The organism is Pseudomonas sp. GM24, assembly GCF_000282235.1.
Classification (GTDB): Bacteria; Pseudomonadota; Gammaproteobacteria; order Pseudomonadales; family Pseudomonadaceae; genus Aquipseudomonas.
In genome coordinates this window covers 1-17,567 of record NZ_AKJR01000068.1, presented here as the reverse complement: position 1 = coordinate 17,567, position 17,567 = coordinate 1, and the positions used below count along the sequence as shown (strand labels likewise).

General features: G+C 59.5%; 15 protein-coding genes and 1 riboswitch. Of the genes, 6 read left to right on the top strand and 9 right to left on the bottom strand.

Annotation, left to right across the window (positions count from 1 at the left end):
* Positions 1-103: 103 nt before the first annotated feature.
* Positions 104-949, bottom strand: a complete 846-nt coding sequence (metF, locus tag PMI23_RS10650; protein WP_007913720.1) for a methylenetetrahydrofolate reductase [NAD(P)H] — start codon at positions 947-949, stop codon at positions 104-106.
* A gap of 173 nt (positions 950-1,122) precedes the next feature.
* Positions 1,123-2,532 carry an adenosylhomocysteinase gene (ahcY, locus tag PMI23_RS10645; protein WP_007913721.1) on the bottom strand — a complete coding sequence of 470 codons (1,410 nt, stop codon included), beginning with the start codon at positions 2,530-2,532 and terminating at the stop codon, positions 1,123-1,125.
* A gap of 23 nt (positions 2,533-2,555) precedes the next feature.
* Positions 2,556-2,655: riboswitch (S-adenosyl-L-homocysteine riboswitch) on the bottom strand.
* A 198-nt stretch (positions 2,656-2,853) separates the two neighbouring features.
* On the opposite strand from ahcY, the gene PMI23_RS10640 reads away from it, so the two are divergent.
* Together PMI23_RS10640 and PMI23_RS10635 are read left to right on the top strand one after the other, a co-directional pair.
* Positions 2,854-3,261: an acyl-CoA thioesterase gene (locus tag PMI23_RS10640; RefSeq protein ID WP_007913723.1), complete on the top strand. Its 408-nt coding sequence runs from the start codon at positions 2,854-2,856 to the stop codon at positions 3,259-3,261.
* Between the two features lie 187 nt (positions 3,262-3,448).
* A complete protein-coding gene (locus PMI23_RS10635) occupies positions 3,449-4,336 on the top strand; it encodes a formate/nitrite transporter family protein (protein ID WP_007913725.1) in 888 nt (295 codons plus the stop codon).
* Here PMI23_RS10635 and PMI23_RS10630 read toward each other — a convergent pair whose 3' ends face one another.
* Both PMI23_RS10630 and PMI23_RS10625 read right to left on the bottom strand, forming a co-directional pair.
* The gene (locus PMI23_RS10630; RefSeq protein WP_007913728.1) at positions 4,337-5,602 is read right to left on the bottom strand and encodes a cation:proton antiporter; all 1,266 of its coding nucleotides are present in this window, start codon (positions 5,600-5,602) and stop codon (positions 4,337-4,339) included.
* Positions 5,603-5,891: 289 nt separating this feature from the next.
* Entirely contained in the window at positions 5,892-7,061 is a 1,170-nt protein-coding gene (locus PMI23_RS10625) for an MFS transporter (protein ID WP_007913735.1), read from the bottom strand.
* A 254-nt stretch (positions 7,062-7,315) separates the two neighbouring features.
* Here PMI23_RS10625 and PMI23_RS10620 point away from each other — a divergent pair, with 254 nt between their 5' ends.
* Positions 7,316-8,149, top strand: coding sequence for an EamA family transporter (locus PMI23_RS10620; RefSeq protein ID WP_007913737.1), 834 nt, complete (start codon positions 7,316-7,318; stop codon positions 8,147-8,149).
* Between the two features lie 39 nt (positions 8,150-8,188).
* Positions 8,189-8,572, top strand: coding sequence for an MAPEG family protein (locus PMI23_RS10615; protein ID WP_007913738.1), 384 nt, complete (start codon positions 8,189-8,191; stop codon positions 8,570-8,572).
* Between the two features lie 94 nt (positions 8,573-8,666).
* Here the strand turns inward: PMI23_RS10615 and mltA are convergent, their stop codons facing one another.
* Positions 8,667-9,839, bottom strand: coding sequence for a murein transglycosylase A (mltA, locus tag PMI23_RS10610; protein ID WP_007913739.1), 1,173 nt, complete (start codon positions 9,837-9,839; stop codon positions 8,667-8,669).
* A gap of 128 nt (positions 9,840-9,967) precedes the next feature.
* Between mltA and PMI23_RS10605 the strand changes: the two genes are divergently transcribed.
* The gene (locus tag PMI23_RS10605; protein WP_007913740.1) at positions 9,968-10,417 is read left to right on the top strand and encodes a c-type cytochrome; all 450 of its coding nucleotides are present in this window, start codon (positions 9,968-9,970) and stop codon (positions 10,415-10,417) included.
* A gap of 146 nt (positions 10,418-10,563) precedes the next feature.
* Here PMI23_RS10605 and PMI23_RS10600 read toward each other — a convergent pair whose 3' ends face one another.
* The 4 genes from PMI23_RS10600 to PMI23_RS10585 form a co-directional block, all read right to left on the bottom strand.
* A complete protein-coding gene (locus PMI23_RS10600; protein ID WP_007913741.1) occupies positions 10,564-10,959 on the bottom strand; it encodes a DUF1090 domain-containing protein in 396 nt (131 codons plus the stop codon).
* A 97-nt stretch (positions 10,960-11,056) separates the two neighbouring features.
* Positions 11,057-12,733, bottom strand: a complete 1,677-nt coding sequence (gene ligB, locus PMI23_RS10595) for an NAD-dependent DNA ligase LigB (RefSeq protein ID WP_007913743.1) — start codon at positions 12,731-12,733, stop codon at positions 11,057-11,059.
* Positions 12,734-12,993: 260 nt separating this feature from the next.
* Positions 12,994-14,184 carry a methionine adenosyltransferase gene (gene metK / locus PMI23_RS10590; RefSeq protein WP_007913745.1) on the bottom strand — a complete coding sequence of 397 codons (1,191 nt, stop codon included), beginning with the start codon at positions 14,182-14,184 and terminating at the stop codon, positions 12,994-12,996.
* An 18-nt stretch (positions 14,185-14,202) separates the two neighbouring features.
* On the bottom strand, positions 14,203-15,198 hold the full coding sequence (locus PMI23_RS10585; protein WP_007913747.1) for an ArsR/SmtB family transcription factor: 996 nt from the start codon (positions 15,196-15,198) through the stop codon (positions 14,203-14,205).
* Between the two features lie 271 nt (positions 15,199-15,469).
* Between PMI23_RS10585 and tkt the strand changes: the two genes are divergently transcribed.
* On the top strand, positions 15,470-17,467 hold the full coding sequence (gene tkt / locus PMI23_RS10580) for a transketolase (RefSeq protein ID WP_007913749.1): 1,998 nt from the start codon (positions 15,470-15,472) through the stop codon (positions 17,465-17,467).
* The last annotated feature ends 100 nt before the right edge of the window (positions 17,468-17,567 follow it).

The window sequence follows — 17,567 nt, the reverse complement described above, 5'->3', positions numbered from 1 at the left end:
TTCGGCAGCTCCTACAGGTGTAATTAAATCCTGTGTAGGAGCTGCCGAAGGCTGCGATCTTTTGATCTTGCTTGTTGCTTTCAGCTTGAAGCTTGCCGCTGTTTCAACGCGGCAACTTCAGGTTATTCCAGATCGCCAGACTCGGCTCGGCCTGGTTCATGGAATAAAAGTGCAGCCCCGGCGCGCCGCCCTGCAACAGGCGTTCGCACATCTCGCTGACGACTTGCTCACCAAAGCGCTGAATGCTTTGTGTGTCATCGCCGTAGGCTTCCAGTTGCTTGCGGATCCAGCGCGGGATTTCCGCACCGCAGGCATCGGAGAAGCGCGCGAGTTTGCTGTAGTTGGTGATCGGCATGATCCCTGGAACGATTGGCAGATCGACACCCTGCGCCTGCAAACGGTCGACGAAATAGAAGTAGCTGTCGGCGTTGAAGAAGTACTGGGTGATTGCGCTGTCGGCGCCGGCACGGGCCTTGCGCACGAAGTTGGCCAGATCGTCTTCGTAGTTGCGTGCTTGTGGATGCATCTCCGGGTAAGCGGCAACTTCGATGTGGAAATGATCGCCGGTTTCTTCACGAATGAATTCAACCAGTTCATTGGCGTGACGCAGCTCGCCGCTGGTCATGCCCATGCCGGACGGCAGGTCACCACGCAGGGCGACGATGCGCTTGATGCCGGCAGCCTTGTACTCGTTCAGCAGGCCGCGCAGATCGTCCTTGCTGTCGCCGACGCACGACAGGTGCGGTGCGGCCGGGATTTTGACTTCGCTTTCCAGTTGCAGAACGGTGTTGAGGGTGCGATCACGGGTCGAACCACCAGCGCCATAGGTGCAGGAAAAGAAATCAGGGTTGTAAGTGGCCAACTGACGGGCAGTGGCGAGCAGTTTTTCATGCCCAGCATCGGTCTTGGTCGGGAAGAACTCGAAGCTGTAGCGACGGTCTTGGGACATGGTCATACCCTTGGAAACACGTAAGCCGGACGCTGCACCCTGTAGGAGCTGCCGCAGGCTGCGATCTTTGCAGATCAACAGATCGCAGCCTGCGGCAGCTCCTACACAGAGCGGTCAGCAGCGCCAGTCAGGCAACGCGGTGCGCCAGGCACACCGCGTCGACGCTCAGCCAATCAGTAGCGGTAAGCGTGCGGCTTGAACGGGCCTTCGACGGTGACGCCGATGTAGTCAGCCTGTTGTTTGGTCAGTTGCGTGACCACGCCGCCGAAGCCGCGAACCATTTCCAGGGCCACTTCTTCGTCGAGTTTCTTCGGCAGTACTTCAACGGTCAGACGCTCGGCTTTCTGGGCTGGCGACAGGTCGGCGTACTTCTGGCCGAACAGGAAGATCTGTGCCAGAACCTGGTTGGCGAACGAACCGTCCATGATGCGGCTTGGGTGACCCGTGGCGTTGCCCAGGTTTACCAGACGGCCTTCGGCCAGCAGGATCAGGTAGTCGTCGTTCTGTGCGTCGAAAGCGCCCGGGCCGGTACGGTGAATCTTGTGCACCTGTGGCTTCACTTCTTCCCATGCCCAGTTCTTGCGCATGAAAGCGGTGTCGATCTCGTTGTCGAAGTGACCGATGTTGCAGACAACAGCGCGCTTCTTCAGAGCTTTGAGCATGTTCGCGTCGCAAACGTTGACGTTACCGGTGGTGGTCACGATCAGGTCGATCTTGCCCAGCAGCGCTTTGTCGATGCTTGCTTCGGTGCCGTTGTTGATACCGTCGATGAACGGCGAAACCAGTTCGAAACCGTCCATGCACGCTTGCATGGCGCAGATCGGGTCAACTTCGGAGACTTTAACGATCATGCCTTCCTGACGCAGGGACTGAGCGGAGCCCTTGCCCACGTCACCGTAACCGATGACCAGCGCTTGCTTGCCGGACAGCAGGTGGTCAGTACCGCGCTTGATCGCGTCGTTCAGGCTGTGACGGCAGCCGTACTTGTTGTCGTTCTTGGACTTGGTCACCGAGTCGTTGACGTTGATGGCCGGGATTTTCAGCTCGCCCTTGGCCAGCATGTCCAGCAGACGGTGTACGCCGGTGGTGGTTTCTTCGGTCACGCCGTGAACGCGATCCAGTACTTGTGGGTACTTGTCGTGCAGCAACTGAGTCAGGTCGCCGCCGTCGTCGAGGATCATGTTGGCGTCCCATGGCTGGCCATCCTTCAGGATGGTCTGCTCCAGGCACCACTCGTACTCTTCTTCAGTTTCGCCTTTCCAGGCGAAAACCGGGATACCGGCAGCAGCGATAGCGGCAGCAGCCTGATCCTGAGTCGAGAAAATGTTGCACGACGACCAACGTACTTCGGCACCCAGGGCAACCAGGGTTTCGATCAGCACGGCAGTCTGAATGGTCATGTGGATGCAGCCGAGAATCTTGGCGCCTTTCAACGGCTGTTCGCCGGAATACTTGCGACGCAGACCCATCAGAGCCGGCATTTCCGATTCGGCGATGATGGTTTCGCGACGGCCCCAGGCAGCCAGGGACATGTCGGCAACTTTGTAATCGTTAAAATCTGCAGGCGTGATAACAGCGCTCATGAAGAGCCTCCATTCGTAATGTATGCGAATGGGCGCCGTTGTGCGTTTAGTGTCCAGCCTAAGGCCGGTCAACGCCCCATCCGAGCCTGACAGGTTGAACCTGCTGCAGCGCCCCTCGGACAGGTGGCGGGAAAACGGTATCAATTGAAGATGACCGTTTTGAAACGGGGGCGATTATAGCCGTCTAGACTGATCTTCCAAAGGGTTTCTGTCGGCCAGATGAAGATCGTTAATGACGACCATAGTCGAAGCCGCATGGAGCCTGACCGCTCAGTCTGCCAAGATACCGTCCATCGTTCGGCAAGACACTCAGGAGTGAAGATGAATTTCCACACCCGCAAATGGGTAAAACCCGAAGACCTCAACCCCAACGGCACCCTGTTCGGCGGCAGCCTGCTGCGCTGGATCGACGAGGAAGCGGCGATTTACGCGATCGTACAGTTGGGCAATCAGCGCGTGGTGACCAAGTACATTTCCGAGATCAACTTCGTCAGCGCCTCGCGCCAGGGCGACATCATCGAACTGGGCATTACCGCCACCGAATTCGGCCGCACCTCGATCACCCTGACGTGCGAAGTGCGCAACAAGATCACCCGCAAGAGCATTCTCACCGTTGAGAAGATGGTTTTCGTCAATCTGGGCGAAGACGGCTTGCCGGCACCGCACGGGCGCACTGAGATCAAGTACGTCAAAGACCAGTTCCAGGAAGATGAGTTAGTCAGCGAGTAATGCGAGCTCTGTAGGAGCTGCCGCAGGCTGCGATCTTTTGACTTTGTTTTTTGTAAAGCAAGATCAAAAGATCGTCCGATCGCGGCCCGAGCCTTCGGCAGCTCCTACACTATTAGCGTGGCGCTCACAGAACGTATTCCAAGCCGCAAGGGTCGTAGGTAAACACCACCCCCACGGTTCCCACGCCATGACCACTCCCACCGACGGCAAGACCCCCGATCTCTCGGCCAAAGAGCAACACGAAGTCGAGAAAAACCAGCCGCCCCGCGCGGCCGTTCTGCACGAAATCATCCGCAGCCAAGGCGATCAGGAACTGGAGCGCAGCATCGCCGCGCTGTGGTGGTCGGCGCTGGCGGCCGGGCTGACCATGGGCTTGTCATTGATGGGCATGGGCCTGCTCAACTCGCGCCTGCCCGACGGTGACGAATTCAAGGTGATCGCCAGCTTCGGCTACTGCGCAGGTTTTCTCGCGGTGATCCTCGCCCGTCAGCAACTGTTCACCGAAAACACCCTGACTGCCGTGCTGCCGGTCATGACCAAGCCGACCCTGCAAAACTTCGGCCGGCTGATCCGCCTGTGGACGGTGGTGCTGGTCGGCAACCTGTGCGGCACGATTCTGGTCGCGTACGTGATGCTCGAACTGCCGATCTTCGACACCAAGACTGACCACGCCTTTCTCGAAATCGGCCGCAAGGTCATGGAAAACCACGCCAGCCAGATGTTCGCCAAGGGCATCGTTTCCGGCTGGATGATCGCCACTATGGTCTGGATGATTCCGTCCATGGAGAGCGCGAAGATGTGGATCATTATCCTCATCACCTACCTGATGGCGCTCGGCGACTTCACTCACATCGTGGTGGGTTCGGCGGAGGTGTCATATCTGGTGTTCGCCGGCGAGCTGCCGTGGAGTGATTTCTGGATGGTCTTCGCTGGGCCGACGCTGGCGGGGAACATCATTGGCGGCAGCTTTATCTTCGCGCTGATCAGCCATGCGCAGATTCGCAGTGAGAGCGGTGCGCCGAAGGAGTCTGCGGATCAGGCCGAGAAACCTGATCCGCGAGAGATCAAAAAATGATCAGTGATGCGCTGGTTCAGTCACGGTTACCGGCTCGTTGCGAGTCGCATGCTTGACCAGTTTGCCGATGGTCAGCCCCTGCAACAGGATCGATGACAGCACCACAATGTAAGTGATGCTCAGCAGCAGATCACGCTCCGGGCCCAGCGGCAGGGCCAGCGCCAGTGCCACCGAAACACCGCCGCGCAAGCCGCCCCAGGTCAGAATGCGGATGGTGCCGGCTGGCACTGTCCGCCAGCGGCGCAGCAGCAGAATCGCCGGGGCCACGGTGAGCAGGCGCGACAGTAGAATCGCCACCGCGAGCAAACCAGCCGCAGCCATGTGCAGCCAGTTGAATGGCAGCAGCAACAACTCCATGCCGATCAGCGCGAACAGCAGCGCATTGAGCATGTCATCCAGCAACTCCCAGAAACCGTCGAGATAGCGGCGGGTCATGTCATTCATCGCCAGATTACGCCCGACGTTACCGATGATCAGACCGGCGACCACCATCGCGATCGGTGCCGAAACATGAATCTCGGTGGCCATCGCCGAACCGCCGATGACCAGCGCCAAGGTCAGCATCACTGTGATCTGATGCTGCTCGACGCTTTTGATCATTCGATAAACCAGATAACCGATCAGACCGCCGAACAGCACACCGCCGATGGCTTCATGAACGAACAACATCGCGGTGGCGCTGACGGTCGGGGTTTCGCCGAGTTGGGCGATGCCCAGCAGCACGGTGAACACCACGACGGCTGTGCCGTCGTTGAACAGCGACTCACCGACAATGGTGGTTTTCAGCGGCTTCGAGGCGTTGGCGGTACGCAGCACGCCGAGCACGGCAATCGGGTCGGTCGGCGAAATCAGCGCGCCGAACAGCAAGCAGTACAAGAAGCTCACGTGCCAGCCGAACAGGGCAAAAATGTAATAGGCGAGGCTGCCGATCACCGTCGTGGCAATCAACACACCGAAGGTCGCCAACAGGCCGATGGGCCAGCGGTAGCTGCGCAGATCGTTGAGGTTAACGTGCAGGGCGCCGGCGAACAGCAGGAACGAGAGCATCCAGTTCATCAGCAGATCGCCGAAGTCGATCTGGCCGATCAGTTGCTGCACGCGTTCTTCGAGACCGGGGTAGCCGAGCACGCTCAGGCCTTGCAGGATCAGCGAGAACAGCAGTGCGGTGACCATCACGCCGATGGTCGGCGGCAGGCCGATGAAGCGGAAGTTGACGAAGGTGAGGAGGGTGGTAAGGCAGATGAAAGCGGCGACAAGTTCAAGCATCCGGGGTCCTTTGGATGAGGGGTGAAAGATAGCGCACCGAATCTTTGGTGCAGGGGTTGGATGGGCTGAGTCAGGATCGGGACACAGTTGATGGTGTGATGAGATCAAGAGCCCCCTCACCCCAGCCCTCTCCCTTGGGGAGAGGGGGAAAGGGAGCAGATCTTCAAGTCTTTCAGGGCCTGAGTTCGGCTCGAAATTTCAGGTCGATGTAACTCGAACACTCAACACGGTCAGTCCCCTCTCCCTCAGGGAGATGGCTAGGGTGAGGGCGCTTTCTGGCACATCACGATTAACCGGACACATTGACCGCAGCCGCGCCGCGACGTTGCAGATAGATGAAAAACAGCGCCGTCAGCACGGTCAATACGCCAACCAGCGCACCGGTCCACGGCAAGTCCGCCAGATCCGCGCCACTGGCCACCACCAGCCCGCCGATCCACGCACCCGCGGCATTACCGAGGTTGAAAGCGCTCTGGTTCAACGTCGAGCCGAGGTTCGGCGCTTCGTGGGCCTGATCGATGATCAGCAATTGCAGAATCGGGCACAGCGCAAAAGCAAAAATCCCCCACAGCACCAGGGTGATTGCCGCCGGCACAACCGAGCGGCTGGTCTGGCTGAACGCCGCCAGAATCACCACCACCGCCAGGGCCACACCGACCAGCGACGGCAGCAAACGGCTATCAGCCAGACGCCCGCCGAGCATGCTGCCGCCGGTCAGGCCTACACCGAATAACAGCAGCATCACTGTGACGCCGTGCGGGCTGACGCCGGTGATGTCTTGCAGGATCGGCGCGATATAGGTGAACACGCTGAACAGACTGGTCGAGGCCAAAACACTCATGCCCAGCGCCAGCAACACGTTGACCTTGCCCAGCACCTTGAACTCGCTGGCAAGGTTGGCCTTGTCCATCGGGATGTGTTTCGGCAACCACAGCCACTGCGCCAGGGCGGCGACGACACCAATCACCGACACCGCCCAGAAGGTCGAGCGCCAACCGGCGTATTGCCCGAGCGCCGTGCCCAGCGGTACGCCGAGGACGTTGGCCAATGTCAGGCCGGTGAACATCATCGCAATCGCTTGCGCGCGTTTGTTCGGCGCGACCAGCCCGGCGGCAACCACCGAGCCAATGCCGAAGAACGCGCCGTGACACAGCGCGGTGACCACACGAGCAGCCATCAGCGTCGCGTAGTTCGGTGCGAGGGCGCAGAGGATATTGCCGAGGATGAACATCAGCGTCATGCCCAGCAGCGTTGCTTTACGCGGCATATTCGCGGTGCCGATCGCCAGGATCGGCGCGCCGAACACCACGCCCAACGCGTAACCGGTGATCAACAGGCCCGCGTGAGGAATGCTTACGGCAAGGTCGCGGGCAACATCGGGCAGCAGGCCCATGATGACGAATTCAGTGGTGCCGATGCCGAATGCGGCAACAGCGAGGGCAAGCAAGGCGAGTGGCATGCGCAAGGTCTCTGTCGGTAGTCTTGACGCTTTGATCAGGCATACGCAAGCCGACGACCGATCTCGATGAAGGGCGGTGCAGGCAGGAATTATTGGTATTTTTCTGTGCGCAACTGAGTGCGGCGTGGTCGCTTGCAGTATAAACAGCTGCTGACACATCGCGAATCAATAATCTGACTATTCGGATTTTCACTGTAGGAGCCCGAGCCTGCGGCAGCTCCTACACGGGGACTCATAAAAATAAGGGGTAAGACGTGCTGGCGACAGCTTTGGTATTGATGGCGGCGCTGTTGCATGCGACGTGGAATACGTTAATCAAGTTCAGCGCCGAGCGGCTGCTGGTGGTGGCGTGCATGGACACCGTGGCGCTGCTGGTCGTTGCCATCGCGTTTCCATTCGTGAGCTTGCCGCCCATGGAAATCTGGCCATGGATTCTCGCTTCGGCAGCTTTTGAGCTGCTGTATCGCTACCTGCTGATTCAGGCGTATCGGGTCGGCGATCTGGGCCTGGTGTATCCACTGATGCGCGGATTGTCGCCGTTGGTGGTGCTGGCGCTGACCTTGATCTTCGCCGGTGAAGTGCTCACCACGCAGCAGATTTTCGGGATCATGCTGATCCCGTTGGGCATGGTTTGTCTGTTGTGGCAGGGCGGTGGCGGCAAGCATTTGCCATGGTCGATGCTGCCGGTGGTGGCGTTGATCGGCCTGTGTATTGGTTGCTACACCTACATCGACGGCCAGGCATTGCGGCGCTGGTCGCATCCGCTCGATTACCTGGTCTGGGTCACGTTGTTCAGCGCGTGGCCGTTTCCGCTGTTGGCGTGGGTCGCCAAGCGTCCGGCGTTCATGTTGTTCTGGCGTGAGCAATGGAAGCTGGGGTTGGCGGTGGGCTTCTGCGTATTGGCCAGCTACGCTCTGGTGCTGTGGGCGATGCAGTTGGGCTCGATTGCGGAGGCCGCGGCACTGCGTGAGATCAGTGTGATTCTGGTGGTGCTGTTCGGCATGCGCTACTTGAAAGAACCTTTCGGCCGTCCACGGCTCTTAGCCTGTGGGCTGGTGCTGATCGGCATGCTGGTGATGAAGTTCTGACCGCTCGCGAATTCTATAACTCGAAAAAAGGACGGCGTTATGACGGTGGCTCTGTGGTGTGTGTTGATCGCAATTTTTCTGCCGTATATCTGCACTGGCGTGGCGAAAGCCGTGGGTGGCTACCGGTTGAGTGACAACCACGATCCGCGCGACTTTCTCGAAAGTCTCAACGGTGTGGCCAGGCGTGCGCATGCGGCGCAGATGAACGGCTTTGAAGTGACGCCGGCGTTTGCGGCGGCAGTGATCGTCGCGCACCTGGTGGGGACGGCGGAGCTGGTGACGGTCAATGTGCTGGCGGTGCTGTTTATCACCAGTCGCCTGCTGTACATCATTTGCTATCTGGCGGACTGGGCGATCTTGCGGTCGCTAGTGTGGTTTGTGGGGATGGGGTTGATTGCTTCGTTCTTCTTCGTGTCGGTGTAAAAAGAGCAAGATCAAAAGATCGCAGCCTGCGGCAGCTCCTACAGAGGAATACGTACTCCTGTAGGAGCTGCCGCAGGCTGCGATCTTTTGCTTTTTAAGGTTTGTCGGCCACCTGCGGCACTTGCGGCAACGCGGCACCTTTTGGCCAGAGCATCCAGATCTGCCCCTGCTGCTTCATGTCCCCGGCCAATTGCCCGGCCGCATCACCGGTGCCCCAGAACAGATCCGCGCGAACCTCGCCAGCAATCGCGCCGCCGGTGTCCTGTGCCGCGACCGGGCGGACCAGTGCCGAGCCATCCGGACGTGTGGTCGACAGCCACAACAGGCTGCCCAGCGGAATTACCTTGCGATCCACCGCCGCGCTGTAGCCGGCAGTTAGCGGTACGTTCAGCGAACCACGCGGGCCTTCGTTGCTGTCCGGGTTGCGGGTGAAGAACACGTAGCTCGGGTTACTGCCGAGCAGTTCGGGGATGCGCGATGGGTTGGCCTTGGCCCAGTTGCTGATCGCGCTCATGGTCACGTCTTCTTTCTTCAGCTCGCCTTGCTCGACCAGCCAGCGGCCGATTGGGCGGTACGGGTGGCCGTTCTGATCGGCGTAGGCGATGCGCAGCTGTTTACCGTCCTCGGTCTGAATGCGCCCGGAACCCTGGATCTGTAGAAATTGCAGGTTCATAGGGTCGGTCAGATAAGCCACCACGGGCGCTTTCACGCCTTTGGATTCGATGGTCGCGGCGTCGTCGTATGGCTTGAGCACGCGGCCTTCGAGGCGACCGCGCAGGCGTTTGCCCTTGAGTTCGGGATAGATGCTGTCCAGCGAAACAATGATCATGTCTTCGGGCACGCCATACACCGGCACGTTTGCCACGTCGGTGGGTGTCAGGCTGCCGGGATAGACCGGCTCGTAATAACCGGTGATCAAGCCGTTGGGGTTATCGTTCTCGGCGCGCAGGCCGAAGACATCGAGGTTCTGCTTGAGGAACGTGCGAATCTCGTTGGCGTTCTGCGGCACATTGGCCGCCGCTGCGCAGGTCGGGCCCCAGACCGTATCAGCCTTGAGCCGGGTGCAGGCGCTGCGCCACGAGCCGAAACCGGCGACCAGATCGCTGTCGGACACAACCGGCAGGGCATCCCACGTGGCGCTGGAGTAAGTGGCCAGCGCGTGGGTTTTCGGCTTGGCGCTCTCGCCACCGGTGCAGCCGGCGAGAATCGCCAGCAGAGGGAGGGTCGCGATCAGCGGATGACGCCAGGCCTTGTAACGGCTGTTCATGGAGTGATTCCTGTGCCGGTTGGCCGAGTGCTCCATGCGCTCGAGCAACCCGTATTTTTAATAGGGCTATTGGTGTTTGGCGGTGACGCGAGGATACTGGCCGCCGAATTCCGTGACCTGAAGCCACCATGACTCTTAAAAGCATTGCTGTTGTATTGCTGGCCTGTCTGTCCTTGTCCGCCTGTGGCGGTGTCGATCCGAATTCTCCGCTGGGTCAACGCAAGGCAATCTTCAAACAGATGCTCAAGACCGGTGAAGACCTGGGCGGCATGTTGCGTGGGCGCATTCCGTTCGACGGGCCGAAGTTCGCCGAAGGCGCGGTAAAACTCGATGCGTTGTCCCATGAACCGTGGAAGCATTTTCCGCAGGTGCGTGAAGAAGATCACACCAGCGCCAAGGATGATGTCTGGAAACAGCAGGCGCGTTTTCAGGAAATGGCCCGCAACCTTGAAGCGGCCACCGGTGAATTGGTGATTGCCAGTCAGGTTCAGCCGTACAAGGCCAGCAATCTCGGGCCGGCGGTGCAGAAAGTTGAAGATGCTTGCAGCGCTTGCCATAAACAGTTTCGCGATCATTGATTTCTATTGTTTGAGCTGACGCCTTCGCGAGCAGGCTCGCTCCCACAGTTGACCGAGTTGTACAGGTGAATACGGATCAATAGGGGAGCGAGCTTGTTCCGGGCGACGAGCTGACGAATAGGCCATCAAACTCACTGCATCAATGCTTACTTATCGATTTCGTCCAGCGCGTCCTGCAGTTCTTTGCGCGACTCGGCCAGTTTGTCTTTGCGCTTGTTGATCTTCTCCGGGTCGCCTTTTTTCATCGCCTTGTCGAGATCCGCCTGACGCTTGCTCACTTCGTGCTTGGCTTCGAGCACCTTGTTTTCGCGTTCTTTCTTCAGGCCGGCGTCGGTGCAGTGCTCGGTCACTTCACGCAAGGCCGTTTCCAGGCCTGCCTGCTGATCGGCGTTGCCGCGCGACTTGGCCTGTTCGATCTGATTCATGATGCCCTGCTTCTTGGCGGCGCAACCGGTCAGGCCCGGGGCGTCTTCGTCGGCCATGACGGGGGCGACCATTACGCCGCAAAGGGTCAGCATGGCGAGTGGTGCGAGAAATTTCATAAAAGCTCCATGTGCAAAGGCAGTCGGGTCGGTCAGGCACTGCGCTGTTGGAGCGCCTCGGTGGCCGATGGGTTCCCGGCGCGCCGGGATTGCGTGGTCAGAAACCGTCGATTCCGGCGGCATGTAAGGTTTCGCTCAAAGCCTGTACCTGCGGGTCGCGGAAGAATGCGCTCAATTGCGCTGCGCGTCCCGGGCCGATACCGGCCTCGGCCTGCCATTGTTCGGTGTTGCGTTGTGCCAGCGACTGCCAGGAATCAGTAAGTATTGCCTGGCCGGTTGGCGGCAGGCCCAAGGCTTTGAGCCACTGGGCAAAGGGCCGTTGGCGGGCGCTGTGAAAACTGTGCATCAAGCGTTCGCTGCTGCGCTCGCCGAAGCCGGCAATGTTAGCAAGCTCCGGCCCATCAAGGGTTAACCAATCAAGCAGGTTGTTCACGCGGCGTGTTTCGAGAAGTTTCTCCCAGGTACCGCGACCGACATGCTGCATCGCCAGCCCTTGTTTGCCACTGAGCCAGGTCAAACGGGCGAGAAACTGGCTTTCACATCCGGGGGTCGGTTGCCAGCAACTCAAGGCGTGGAAGTCATCGGCGTTGGGGATATCGATATCCGTGCGTTCGGTGGTGCGCAATACAACACTGTCGAGCCGAGGAGTGGTCAGGCCGGCGAGGCTGATCGCAATCTGATCGCCGGGACGAATGTCCAACGCTTGCCAGCGCTTTAACGAACTGGCGCTGACGCGTTTGATCTCGCGGTCGTCGAGCCTAACGGGAATCAGCTCGATCACCGGTGTGATGCGACCGGTGCGCCCGATCTTGAAGTTGATCTTGCGCACTTCAGCCAAGGCTTGCGCAAACGGATATTTCCAGGCGACCGCCCAGTAGGGTGAGCGCGCCTGCCAGCGTTCGGCGGGCGGGCGCCGACTCTGGCGCAAAACCACGCCGTCGGTGGCAAACGGCAGAGGTGAGCGATACCAGTGATCGCGCCATTTCTGCGCCTCTGCCAAGTCGGCAACGGGATGGCTGTACGGCTCAATCGTGGTGAAACCCAGGGTTGCCAATCCGGATATGCGCTCGGGCAAGTTCAAAGGTCCTTGTGGCCAGTCCCAAACGAACAGCCCGATGCCGGTGGCTTGTTCTGCGCTAAGGGATTTGCGGCTCATCAATCCGGCCACGGTGGCGCGGGCGTTAACGCTGCCGGCTCGGGCTTGCACATGCTGGTTCAGCCGCCAGTAAAGTTCACCCTGCACCAGCAGATCCAGTGGTTGTGACAGGCGTTGAGGGATAGCGCCGATGTTCTGCGCTGATGGCGTCCAGTCCTGTCCATGAACTCCGTCACCGCGACTGATGGCCTGATGCAAAACGCCCGCGCGGTAAATCAGCGTCACCGCGACGCCGTCGACTTTGGGTTGTATCCAGACGTCCTTGCGATCACGTAGCCAGGCCCCCGCGGCCTCATCTTTGTGGATTTTATCCAGGCCGGTATGGGCGATGGGGTGCGCGTTTGAGCCTGAAACTGTGCGCAAAGGATCGGGTGGCAAGGGCGCTTTGAAACACGCTCGCCACTCGTTCAGTTGCACAAGGGATTGGTCGTAGAGTTCGTCGGCAATCAGTGAGCGGCCTTCGCGGTAGTAGGCGTCGTCCCATTGGTCGATCTGTTTTTGCAGGGCGGAGATTTCGCGTTGGGCGTGTGCAGCGGGCCAGTTTTGGCAGGTGGCTTGCGCGCTGAATGTGGCGGGCATCAGCAGGAAAATAAATAACAGGCGCAGCGTGGCAAGCATCGTGAGCGTCCTTGCTCAAGGGGAATGTTTGAAGGTTAGGCGAAGATATTTACTCCGCCGGATGGGTGTTTTACGGCTTGTTTCTGTGCAGTGAAAACAGCCCCTCACCCTAACCCTCTCCCAGGGGGAGAGGGGACTGGCCGAGTGGTTTGTTGGATATGCATCGACCTGAACGTTCTGAGTTGAACTCCCGGTTTCAGGCATGAAAAAGCCCCGCACGGCGCGAACCGTGCGGGGCTTTTTGTACCGCCGGGGAAGTCTTACAGACCAGCAGCGGAACGCAGGGCGTCGGCGCGGTCGGTTTTTTCCCAGGTGAACGTGGTGAAGGTGTCTTCGCCAACGGTCTTGGTCTCTGGCGTGCGACCGAAGTGGCCGTACGCTGCAGTTTCCTGGTACATCGGGTGCAGCAGATCGAGCATGGTGGTGATTGCGTATGGACGCAGGTCGAACACTTCACGCACCAGTTTGACGATCTTGTCATCGCTGATCTTGCCGGTGCCGAAGGTGTTCAGCGAGATCGAAGTAGGCTGAGCCACACCAATCGCGTAGGAAACCTGAATCTCGCAACGCTCGGCCAGGCCAGCAGCGACGATGTTCTTGGCAACATAACGGCCAGCGTAGGCAGCCGAACGGTCAACCTTCGATGGATCTTTACCGGAGAACGCGCCGCCGCCGTGACGGGCCATGCCGCCGTAGCTGTCGACGATGATCTTGCGACCGGTCAGACCGCAGTCACCTACCGGGCCGCCAATGATGAACTGGCCGGTCGGGTTGATGTGGAACTGAGTGTCTTTGCTCAGCAGTTCGGCAGGCAGTACGTGCTTGACGATCAGCTCCATCACGCCTTCGCGCAGGTCTTTGTACGACACTTCAGGGTTGTGCTGGGTCGACAGAACAACCGCGTCGATACCAACAACCTTGCCGCCTTCGTAACGGCAAGTCACTTGCGACTTGGCGTCCGGACGCAGCCAAGGCAGCAGACCCGATTTGCGGGCTTCGGCCTGGCGCTGCACCAGCTGGTGCGAGAAGGTGATCGGGGCTGGCATCAAAACGTCGGTTTCGTTGCTGGCGTAGCCGAACATCAGGCCCTGGTCGCCGGCGCCCTGATCTTCAGGCTTGGCACGGTCAACACCCTGGTTGATGTCTGGGGACTGCTTGCCGATGATGTTCATCACGCCGCAAGTCGCGCCGTCGAAGCCAACTTCGGAGCTGGTGTAGCCGATGTCGCAAATCACGTCACGAACGATCTGCTCCAGGTCGACCCAGGCGCTGGTGGTCACTTCACCGGCAACGATGGCCACGCCGGTCTTGACCAGAGTTTCCACAGCAACGCGTGCGTGTTTGTCCTGGGCAATAATGGCGTCCAGCACCGCATCGGAAATCTGGTCGGCGATTTTGTCCGGATGCCCTTCGGACACGGACTCGGAGGTGAAGAGGGAGTATTCGCTCATCTCGATGTTTTCCTGAATTTACCGATGGTGAGTGTCGCCAGCCGGTCGCTGAAAGTGGCGGACCTGGATCTGGAAACCATTACGTAAGCCTACATAGAGGCTTTCCCCGGGAACGAGTCCCGCAGCGGTGGCCCAACGGGCCAAATCGTCCTGTTCAAACCCCAACCACAGATCACCGCAGGCCTCCCTGGCCCAACTCTGGTTGTGGCTACATAACTCTGTCACGAGCAGACTACCGCCCGGTTGCAGCAGGTCGGCCATGTGCTTGAGCGCATCGGCCGGCGCGGCGAAATGGTGCAACACCATGTTCAACACTACGCAATCGGCCGTAAGGCTGGTGCCGTTCAATGCATCGGCCAATTGCAGGCTGACGTTAGCCAGCTGTTCACGTTCACATACCTGACGCGCCAGTTCGAGCATCGCCGGGCTGTTGTCCAGCGCGGTTACGGTGCCGAAGCGACGGGCCAGTTCCGGCAGAAAAGCACCATCGCCGGGGCCGATTTCAATGGCCGTGGCGGCACCATTGAAGTTCAGTTTGTCGAGCAGGGCCAGCACGCTTTCGCGGTACTGCGGCAGGCCTGCGATCAAGTCTTGCTGGGCACGGAATTTCTCCGCTACCCGGGCGAAAAAGTCCTGACTGGCGGCGGCACGCTGGCCGTGAACCTGCTCGATGCGCGCTTGCACATCGTCAGGCAGATCCAGATTGTCGACTTCTTCTAACAATGCTGCGTGCAACTTGCCGCCGAGCAGTTCGGTGTGGGGCAGGGCGCGGCGATAGAAAATCGCGTTACCTTCGCGGCGTGTCGCCACCAGGTCGGCTTGTGCCAGTACCTTGAGGTGATGACTCATGCCGGACTGGCCAATGCCGAAAATCTGCGCCAGCTCCAGAACACCGAACGAATCGTTGGCCAGCGCGCGCAAGACATTCAGCCGCAACGGATCGCCGCCGGCCTTGCACAGGGCCGCCAGCTCGTCGCAATCGTCATGGCGAATGGAAGGCACGCGTAAGTTCATAGGGCTGGCAGTCTAGAGAGGGGGGCAATTCATCGCAAGGGCAATATCAAAAAGTTTTGATATTGCTCGATCAGTGGTGCTTTTTATTGCACTTCTCACCCACCGGTTAACTCTACAAACGAGTAGCGGAAAGGTTTCACCAACAGAAAGCGCCGCTATCCATTGGAAAAACGCCCCCCGATGACTATCTGTCATTGCCCCGAGGCGCCCCGGTGAGGGAAAATGCCCTCCTTTTTTCCGTTTCGACTTACCAGAACCCAGGAGATCAGCGATGCCTAGCCGTCGTGAGCGTGCCAACGCCATTCGTGCCCTCAGCATGGATGCCGTGCAAAAAGCCAACAGCGGCCATCCCGGTGCCCCTATGGGTATGGCAGATATCGCCGAAGTGCTTTGGCGCGACTACCTCAAGCACAACCCGAGCAATCCATCGTTCGCCGACCGTGACCGCTTCGTGCTGTCCAACGGCCACGGCTCGATGTTGATCTACTCGCTGCTGCACCTGACCGGTTATGACCTGTCGATCGAAGACCTCAAGCAATTCCGTCAACTGCACAGCCGCACCCCGGGCCACCCGGAGTTCGGTTACACCCCGGGCGTTGAAACCACCACCGGCCCGCTGGGTCAGGGTCTGGCCAACGCTGTGGGCTTCGCTCTGGCTGAAAAAGTGCTGGGCGCGCAGTTCAACCGTCCTGGCCACAACATTGTCGACCACCACACCTACGTGTTTCTGGGTGATGGCTGCATGATGGAAGGCATTTCCCACGAAGTCGCTTCGCTGGCCGGTACGCTGGGTCTGGGCAAGCTGATCGCTTTTTATGATGACAACGGCATCTCCATCGACGGCGAAGTCGAAGGCTGGTTCACCGATGACACGCCGAAGCGTTTCGAGGCCTACAACTGGCAAGTGATCCGCAACGTTGACGGTCATGACCCGGAAGAGATCAAGACCGCCATCGAGACTGCGCGCAAGAGCCCGCTGCCGACCCTGATTTGCTGCAAGACCACCATCGGTTTCGGTTCGCCGAACAAGCAGGGCAAAGAAGACTGCCACGGCGCTCCACTGGGTGATGCGGAAATCGCCCTGACCCGTCAGGCGCTGAACTGGAACCATGGCCCGTTCGAAATCCCGGCCGACATCTATGCCGAGTGGGATGCCAAGGAAAAAGGTCGCGCGGCCGAAGCCGAGTGGGATCAGCGTTTCGCTGCCTACTCCGCTGCATTCCCGACCGAAGCCAACGAACTGGTACGTCGCCTGAGCGGTGAACTGCCGGCCGACTTCTCCGAAAAAGCTTCGGCCTACATCGCTGAAGTCGCGGCCAAAGGCGAAACCATCGCCAGCCGTAAAGCCAGCCAGAACACCCTGAACGCGTTCGGTCCGCTGCTGCCGGAACTGCTCGGCGGCTCCGCTGACCTGGCCGGTTCCAACCTGACCCTGTGGAAAGGTTGCAAAGGCGTCAGCGCTGAAGATGCCAGCGGCAACTACATGTACTACGGCGTGCGCGAATTCGGCATGACCGCGATCATGAACGGCGTGACCCTGCACGGCGGTCTGGTGCCTTACGGCGCGACCTTCTTGATGTTCATGGAATACGCCCGCAACGCTGTACGCATGTCGGCGCTGATGAAGAAGCAAGTGATCCACGTCTACACCCACGACTCCATCGGTCTGGGCGAAGACGGCCCGACGCACCAGCCGATCGAGCAACTGACCAGCCTGCGTACCACGCCGAACCTCGACACCTGGCGTCCAGCCGATGCCGTGGAATCGGCCGTGGCCTGGAAAAACGCGCTGGAGCGTAAGGACGGCCCATCGGCGCTGATCTTCTCGCGTCAGAACCTGCAACACCAGGAACGCGATGCCGGCCAGATTGCCGACATCAGCCGTGGCGGTTACGTGCTGAAGGACTGCGCAGGCGAGCCTGAGCTGATCCTGATCGCCACCGGTTCGGAAGTCGGTCTGGCGGTTCAGGCTTACGACAAACTAACCGAACAAGGTCGCAAGGTGCGTGTGGTTTCCATGCCGTGCACCAGCGTGTTCGATGCTCAGGACGCCGGCTACAAGCAAGCCGTGCTGCCATTGCAGGTTGGCGCGCGTATCGCCATCGAAGCGGCTCACGCCGACTTCTGGTTCAAGTACGTGGGTCTGGAAGGTCGCGTGATCGGCATGACCACTTACGGCGAATCGGCTCCGGCTTCGGCACTGTTCGAAGAGTTCGGCTTCACCCTGGAAAACATCCTGGGTCAGGCTGAAGAACTGCTGGAAGACTAAGCAGTACGAATGCGGTGGCCCCGGCCACCGCGTTCCCCTGTAGGAGCTGCCGGAGGCTGCGATCTTTTGATCTTGATCTTAAAAAAAAACAGGATCAAAA

What these genes read in the sequence shown, in the direction of transcription:
- ligB (WP_007913743.1), bottom strand. Translation starts at nt 12,733, where the DNA reads ATGCTTGCCACGCTGCGCCTGTTATTTATTTTCCTGCTGATGCCCGCC.
- PMI23_RS10625 (WP_007913735.1), bottom strand. Translation starts at nt 7,061, where the DNA reads ATGCCACTCGCCTTGCTTGCCCTCGCTGTTGCCGCATTCGGCATCGGC.
- metK (WP_007913745.1), bottom strand. Translation starts at nt 14,184, where the DNA reads ATGAGCGAATACTCCCTCTTCACCTCCGAGTCCGTGTCCGAAGGGCAT.
- PMI23_RS10605 (WP_007913740.1), top strand. Translation starts at nt 9,968, where the DNA reads ATGACTCTTAAAAGCATTGCTGTTGTATTGCTGGCCTGTCTGTCCTTG.
- metF (WP_007913720.1), bottom strand. Translation starts at nt 949, where the DNA reads ATGTCCCAAGACCGTCGCTACAGCTTCGAGTTCTTCCCGACCAAGACC.
- PMI23_RS10640 (WP_007913723.1), top strand. Translation starts at nt 2,854, where the DNA reads ATGAATTTCCACACCCGCAAATGGGTAAAACCCGAAGACCTCAACCCC.
- mltA (WP_007913739.1), bottom strand. Translation starts at nt 9,839, where the DNA reads ATGAACAGCCGTTACAAGGCCTGGCGTCATCCGCTGATCGCGACCCTC.
- ahcY (WP_007913721.1), bottom strand. Translation starts at nt 2,532, where the DNA reads ATGAGCGCTGTTATCACGCCTGCAGATTTTAACGATTACAAAGTTGCC.
- PMI23_RS10630 (WP_007913728.1), bottom strand. Translation starts at nt 5,602, where the DNA reads ATGCTTGAACTTGTCGCCGCTTTCATCTGCCTTACCACCCTCCTCACC.
- PMI23_RS10600 (WP_007913741.1), bottom strand. Translation starts at nt 10,959, where the DNA reads ATGAAATTTCTCGCACCACTCGCCATGCTGACCCTTTGCGGCGTAATG.
- PMI23_RS10635 (WP_007913725.1), top strand. Translation starts at nt 3,449, where the DNA reads ATGACCACTCCCACCGACGGCAAGACCCCCGATCTCTCGGCCAAAGAG.
- PMI23_RS10615 (WP_007913738.1), top strand. Translation starts at nt 8,189, where the DNA reads ATGACGGTGGCTCTGTGGTGTGTGTTGATCGCAATTTTTCTGCCGTAT.
- tkt (WP_007913749.1), top strand. Translation starts at nt 15,470, where the DNA reads ATGCCTAGCCGTCGTGAGCGTGCCAACGCCATTCGTGCCCTCAGCATG.
- PMI23_RS10585 (WP_007913747.1), bottom strand. Translation starts at nt 15,198, where the DNA reads ATGAACTTACGCGTGCCTTCCATTCGCCATGACGATTGCGACGAGCTG.